The organism is Elizabethkingia argenteiflava (assembly GCF_009904105.1).
Lineage (GTDB): Bacteria > Bacteroidota > Bacteroidia > Flavobacteriales > Weeksellaceae > Elizabethkingia > Elizabethkingia argenteiflava.
This window is the reverse complement of sequence record NZ_JAAABJ010000209.1, coordinates 1-6,878: the sequence shown is the minus strand read 5'-3', so window position 1 is coordinate 6,878 and position 6,878 is coordinate 1. Positions and strand designations below refer to the sequence as shown.

At 35.9% G+C, this 6,878-nt stretch carries 5 protein-coding genes; 3 read left to right on the top strand and 2 right to left on the bottom strand.

What is annotated here, in order from left to right:
* Positions 1–279 precede the first annotated feature (279 nt).
* Positions 280–477 (top strand): hypothetical protein, encoded by a 198-nt coding sequence (locus GNY06_RS01670; protein ID WP_166518509.1) that lies wholly within the window; start codon positions 280–282, stop codon positions 475–477.
* A 169-nt stretch (positions 478–646) separates the two neighbouring features.
* Here GNY06_RS01670 and mgtE read toward each other — a convergent pair whose 3' ends face one another.
* Together mgtE and GNY06_RS01660 are read right to left on the bottom strand one after the other, a co-directional pair.
* Complete coding sequence (gene mgtE / locus GNY06_RS01665; protein ID WP_166518508.1) at positions 647–1,957, bottom strand: magnesium transporter; 1,311 nt, start codon at positions 1,955–1,957, stop codon at positions 647–649.
* 79 nt (positions 1,958–2,036) lie between these two features.
* Entirely contained in the window at positions 2,037–2,618 is a 582-nt protein-coding gene (locus GNY06_RS01660; protein WP_244614331.1) for a pyruvate decarboxylase, read from the bottom strand.
* 444 nt (positions 2,619–3,062) lie between these two features.
* On the opposite strand from GNY06_RS01660, the gene rpsO reads away from it, so the two are divergent.
* Complete coding sequence (gene rpsO / locus GNY06_RS01655) at positions 3,063–3,332, top strand: 30S ribosomal protein S15 (RefSeq protein WP_166518507.1); 270 nt, start codon at positions 3,063–3,065, stop codon at positions 3,330–3,332.
* 778 nt (positions 3,333–4,110) lie between these two features.
* Positions 4,111–6,279, top strand: coding sequence for a polyribonucleotide nucleotidyltransferase (locus GNY06_RS01650; protein WP_166518506.1), 2,169 nt, complete (start codon positions 4,111–4,113; stop codon positions 6,277–6,279).
* Positions 6,280–6,878 lie beyond the last annotated feature (599 nt).

Genomic DNA, 6,878 nt, shown 5'->3' with positions numbered 1-6,878 from the left:
TATCTCTAATATTTTTTCATAATTTGCGGTAAAACTGTTCATATTTAATCGTTTGTTAGACTATTAAATTTAGGTATTTAGCTAATAATGAGCAGCTCCCTTTTTTTATCCTAAATGCACCACGGGTAAAAGAACTAAATCAATATGCTTATGATGTGGAATAAAATATTTTCCTTGCGGTGTATTCAATCAGGATGCTCATCATATTTATGAAAAAATTTCGGAAGCTATCTGTGCAGAAAAATTAAGACAATTTCTTAATGCATATGGTAAGAGGTTATGCTATGCGGTGTCACTTCTATTTTTGATAAGGGAAACCCCTATGGTGATATTGAAGGCAATTGGATATTAGTGATGGGGACAAGTGAATCAGAAGCCTTAGAAAAGCCGATAGAAGCACTACATGAAGATTTTCTGGACTTTTATTACAGAGGAATAAGTTTACTGATGATAAATACAAACCTTGTTTTTGGATAGAACTTATTATCCGGTAAGGAGACGATGGTATAGATTAAAATATGATTAGTATATTCTTGCTCTAAAAAAACAGGGAATCCAAGTCCCTGTTTTAGTTTTTTGATCTTTATAAATCAGTCGTTTATAGTATTTTTTATAGCGAATATTGAAAAAAAACAATCAGTTGTCCCTATAAAAGTTTTCCAGTAAGTAAAAGCCCTGCAACTGAAAAATAAATAATAAGCCCTGTTACGTCTACCAGCGTTGCAACAAAAGGTGCCGAAGAAGTCGCCGGGTCTAGCTTTAGCCCTTTTAATATAAAAGGTATCATTGAACCTGAAAGAGTTCCCCAAAGGACGATGAGTACTAAAGATAGAGAGACACTTAATCCCACATAGAGCCAGTATTGTCCATAATCGAACAATCCTAAATATTGCCAAATGTAGATTCTTATAAATCCAATAGCACCTAAGATAGCACCCAAACACAGCCCGGAAATAATTTCTTTTCTCATCACATACCACCAGTCTTTCAGACTGATTTCTTGTAGGGCCATTGCCCGAATAATTAAGGTCGCTGCTTGGGATCCCGAATTTCCCCCGCTGGATATAATGAGAGGAACAAATAGGGCCAGTACCACTGCTTTTTGAATTTCATTATCAAAGTATCCCATTGCAGAAGCCGTAAGCATCTCGGAGATAAAAAGTATGATTAGCCAAGTAGCCCTTTTTTTTATCATTTCTATCCATCCGGTTTGGGTATAGGGCAGATCTAAAGCTTCCAGACCCCCAAATTTTTGGATATCTTCAGTGGTTTGTTGTTCAATTTCATCTAGAATATCGTCAATCGTTACAATACCTACGAGTACACCACTTTCAGTGATAATAGGCAATGCCGCACGATCGTATTTTTCAAAATAGTGGATGGCATCTTCTTTACTGGTGGTAGTGGTAATCGCTACAAAATGATGATCGATGAGTTCGGAGACCTTTTGATCTTCATCGGCCAAGAGTAAAGTGCCGATAATGATGTCATCGATAAGTCGGTTGTGCTCATCTACTACGTAGACGAAGTTCATGGTCTCTGCTTTCTTTCCTACCTTTTTAATATGGGTAAAGCACTGTTTTACTGTCCATTCTTTTTTAACCTGAATATAGTAGGGGGTCATCAAACGAGCGATAGAATCAGCCTTATAGCCTAACAACTTTAAGGCTACTGATCTCTCAGACGGGTTGAGAAGATTAATGGAGTATTTAATCAGTTCATCCGGAAAATCCTCAAGGAGTTGAGTCCGGTCGTCTGGAGGCATGGCGTTTAGAATATCCGCCACTTCATTGCTGCCAATGCTGCGTATGGTTTCTTCTTGAAAACTGGGGTTAAAGTGTGCAAAGACTTCAGCTTTATATTGTTTTGGAATTTTTAGAAACTCCAAAACTCTTTGGTCTGCAGGGAGTCGACTTAATTTTTCAGCTATGTCAGCTGGACTTAGAATTGTTTCCATCACAGCAAATTTTTCCGCAGCAAAAGTAATGTGAATTTATTGAAAATACTAAAGTAAATACGTTAATTTTTATATAAATTTAGGAAATAGGAGTGCCAATTGCTTTTCTTTGTTGAAATTTTTTGAACATTTTCTGGATGGCCCCAGTTGTTCCAATTTTCACAGAGTTTTCTGCCGAGCCGATAAGACGGCCACTTCCATTATATGTATCGTAGAAAACTTCCATTACCAGATTACCCATTTTATCATAAGATTTCATAGTGACAATCACCTGATTGGATAAAACGTATCGGCCTAAGCCTACTTTAAAATATTTGACCTTAGGAACAATGATAAGGTCCGCCATATTGTTGTTGCAAAGGACTTTTAATGTGGGAACATCAATATCATCATAAGGCATTTCAGTATCAATCCTCTTCACTTTAATATTTCCCAATTTATACAAAGTGTCCGTTGTGGCACTGAAAAAAGCTTGATAAGTAGGTTCTTCTATCCCTTCAAAATCAGGGTATATTTCAGGGTTAAGATAAAGCACTTTATTGATTTTATCCAATTTAATATCATGGTTCATATAGCTGATGCCATAACCCAAATTGGAGCAACTCACAAAAAGGCTGGCTGCAATAATAGTCAGTGTTTTGAAGAATAATACTTTTTTCATTTTATTTTCAGAATACAAAAATACAGCCAGTTCATCATTTATTCAGTAAAAAAATAAGTTTTTTTTAGAGTTCGTTGAATTTCATATTTTATTGCCTGCTTATTAGATAAGGAGAGCAGAAATAATAACTTATTTCATGAAATAGGGACTATTTAATTTCTAAATAGAATCCAAAAATGATTCGATACGGATATAGATGAATTCCTAAAGCAGAGAACTTCATAGTCCAGTCATCGTGGCACCTGAAAAAAACTAAAGGATTAAAAACTATTGAATAAGCTAAAAAAGCCAGTAAATATTCAGAGTCCTGAGAACTCTTTATTTTTATGTAAATACTTTAGATTAGAAGGCCTTTCTCATGGAAGCAAATCAGTTATTGTAAATGAATAAATTAATTGTATCTTTGCACACGAATTACATAATAATCATTTAAATAATATTGGAATGTATTTAACTAAAGAAAAGAAGGCTGAGATCTTCGCAAAACACGGAAAAACTGCAACCGATACAGGTAGTGCAGAGGGGCAAATTGCTTTGTTCACTTATAGAATCAACCACCTTTCCCAGCACCTTAAGAAGAATCATAAAGATTTTGCTACTGAAAAATCTTTGGTGAAACTAGTAGGTAAAAGAAAAAGATTGTTAGACTATCTTAAAAATACCGAAATTGAGCGTTATAGAGCTATTATCGCTGAATTGGGTATTAGAAAGTAAGAACTATAAAATCCGTAAAGCAACCTTAGAAGGTTGCTTTTTTTATTGTAAAATATTTTGTTTTAGGATTATTAAAGATCACGGATGTTGGTGGTGAAAATTAAGACCAATTAGTGTCCTATAAATAGTAAAGACACCGCGTATTCTGATCAATTATTATAATCTTCATACCAGATGCTTTCTGAGGAGAGAAGGAAATTATTTTTTTTGAGGAGATCTAAAGATTTTATTCTCATTTATAATATGATGCTAAGAGATGAGCGCGGACACTTTCAGATAAAAAATACTTTTTGAATACTCCAATATCTTGATCTCTTATTTAAAAACAATCTTTCCAAGATGATGATGCTGAAAAGTATTGGGATTTCAGTCTGCAAACCATTAAACTGTACCAAGAAATAGGATAAATTAGCAGATAATCATTTTCTAAATATACAGGCTTAGAGAAATGAAAAATCCAGTGTTAGGGGATATGATAAAAGTAAGTGTTTTTACAGTATATCCCAACATGCCGGGTATAGGCTATATAGAAATAGGCCTGCATAACACCATCATCAACTCCGCGTAGGCACAGCGCAGACCACAATCAGTAAGAATAGGTATTCAATCCATAATAGGGCTTTCATATTAAAAGTGATTCTATTTTTCCATCAAAATTTAAGGTGAAATAAGAAACTTTTTAATAATTACCAAAGAAATATCTTACCTTTGCCCATGAAAATTTAAAGTGTTTAAATAGTAACGTATTCATACGGAGTACAAGAAGATTATTTTTTTTATGAGTGTACCTCAATCAATTACAGAGAAAATAGTCCTGAAAGATGGTCGTGAAATCACCATTGAAACAGGTAAGCTTGCCAAGCAGGCAGATGGGTCGGTTGTCGTGAGAATGGGTAATACCATGTTGTTAGCTACAGTGGTAGCCAATAAAGAGGCAAATCCAGGTATAGATTTTCTACCTTTAACCGTAGATTATAGAGAAAAATTTTATTCCGGAGGACGTATCCCCGGTAACTTTTTTAGAAGAGAGACCAAGCCTTCAGATGAGGAGGTTTTGACCATGCGTTTAGTAGATAGAGTGCTACGACCGCTTTTCCCTGAAGACTTTCATGCTGAAGTCCAGGTGATGATCTCCTTAATTTCTTATGATAAAGATGTAATGCCAGAAGCTTTAGCCGGATTAGCAGCTTCTGCAGCAATTGCGATTACAGATATTCCTTTTAATGGACCAATGTCAGAGGTAAGAGTGGTGAGAATTGACGGTAAACTATCCGTGAATCCTAGCTATGAGAACCTTTTGAAAGCAGATCTAGACATTATGGTAGGGGCAACAAAAGACTCTATTGTAATGGTAGAGGGCGAAATGAAAGAGATTTCCGAACAAGAGATGCTAGAAGCCATTAAGTTTGCTCATGAGGAAATTAAAGTGCAGATTGAGGCTCAAGAGCGATTGGCCGAAAAAGTAGGAAAATCATTTCCTAAAAGAGAATATTGTCACGAAGAGCACGATGATGAAATTCGCGAAAAAGTGTGGAAAGCTTGTTATGACAAAGTATATGAAGTAGCCAAAAACCCTTCAGCTAAAGAAGAAAGAGGCGAAAAATTTCAAGCGATTTTAGATGAATTTCTAGCACAATATACAGATGAAGAAGAACTTGAACGAGTAACTCCATTTGTAAAGGTGTATTATCATGATGTCGAAAAAGAAGCCATGCGTCAGATGATTCTTAACGAAAATATCCGTTTAGATGGGCGTGATCCCAAAACTATTCGTCCGATATGGTCGGAGGTAGATTACTTGCCGGGAGCGCATGGGTCAGCGGTTTTTACTCGGGGTGAAACTCAGTCTCTTACTGCAGTAACCTTAGGTTCTTCTAAAGATGCTAACTTGGTGGATAGTGTCATTACCCAACATGATCAAAGATTCTTTTTACATTATAACTTTCCACCCTTTTCTACAGGTGAGGCTAGACCTTTAAGAGGTACCTCCAGAAGAGAGGTGGGACATGGAAATTTAGCGCAAAGAGCTTTAGCCAATGTTATTCCGGGTGATACCCCCTATACCATTCGTGTGGTTTCCGATATTTTAGAATCTAATGGATCTTCTTCTATGGCCACGGTGTGTGCAGGAACTTTAGCATTGATGGATGCCGGGATTCCTATTACCAAACCTGTTTCTGGAATTGCAATGGGGCTTATCACCGATCCTAAAACTGAAAAATGGACTGTATTATCAGATATATTGGGTGATGAAGATCATTTAGGAGATATGGATTTTAAGGTGACCGGTTCCGAGGATGGAATCACGGCTTGTCAGATGGATATTAAAATTAAAGGGCTCTCCATGGATATTATGGAAAAAGCATTAATGCAAGCTAGAGAGGGGCGTCTTCATATTTTGAACAAAATTTTGGAAACCTTGCCAGCATCCAGAGTGGATGTGAAAGCTCATGCTCCTAAAATGGAAATGTTGGAAGTCCCTAAAGAGTTTATAGGTGCTATAATCGGACCTGGAGGTAAAAATATTCAACAATTGCAAAAAGACACCGAGACGGTTATTTCTATTGAGGAAATTGGAGAAATCGGAAGAGTAGAGATCGCAGGAACCAATCGTGAGAAAATTACAGAAGTGATCACTAAAATTAATGAAATTACCTTTGTTCCAGTATTAGGACAAATTTACAAGGGGAAAGTAGTAAAAGTAATGGATTTTGGTGCTTTTGTTCAGATCGCAAAAGGAACGGAAGGATTACTCCATATTTCTGAAATAGAGTGGAAGCGTTTGGATAAAGTACCATATAAGGAAGGCGATGAAGTAGATGTTAAATTTATGGGATATGATGATCGCAAGAAGATGAAACTTTCTAGAAAAGCATTGCTTCCAAGACCTCCAAAATCAGACGGAAAACCCAAAATAGAAGCTGGAAAACCTATAGAAAAAGCATAGCTCAAAACCACTGCGCAAAGCGGTGGTTTTTTTATTGAATACAGAAAAATTGCACAAAAAATGTGTAGTGCATCATATCCTAAACGTTGATCGCGCGGATAGGACTAATTTATTTCCGATATGAAGCTTATTTACAAGGTCTCCTATCATAAAATAGCAGAACAATTAGGACGGATTAACAGTCTTTTTTGAGTTTCCCATCTAAAAGAAAAAATAATTTATACAACCAATTTAATTGAGAATCCGAATCGGGAAATCAGAAATATACCAAAAATAAAAGATCATTCCCAACAGATGATGCAGTAAAAATCCGTTTAAAGAGTTCACTAAGAAAGGGGTATGGGAAATTATTTAAAACCATTTTATCATTATTTGTAATAGCCCCGACTTAATCTGACAGTTAAGTGTTAAAATAATTATCAGTTATTCAATATTATCCTTACTTCGAGAAGTAAGGATTTTTTGTTCCACTGGGGAGTGTCACCCGAACTGTGTCAGGTTCTAAATTAATGCTCCTCAAAAGCTGTTTTTTTCCTTGAGAATTCTCTCTCCAAATTTAACATAAAGTTGTGATAATGCGATACCCCAGTTATGGATAG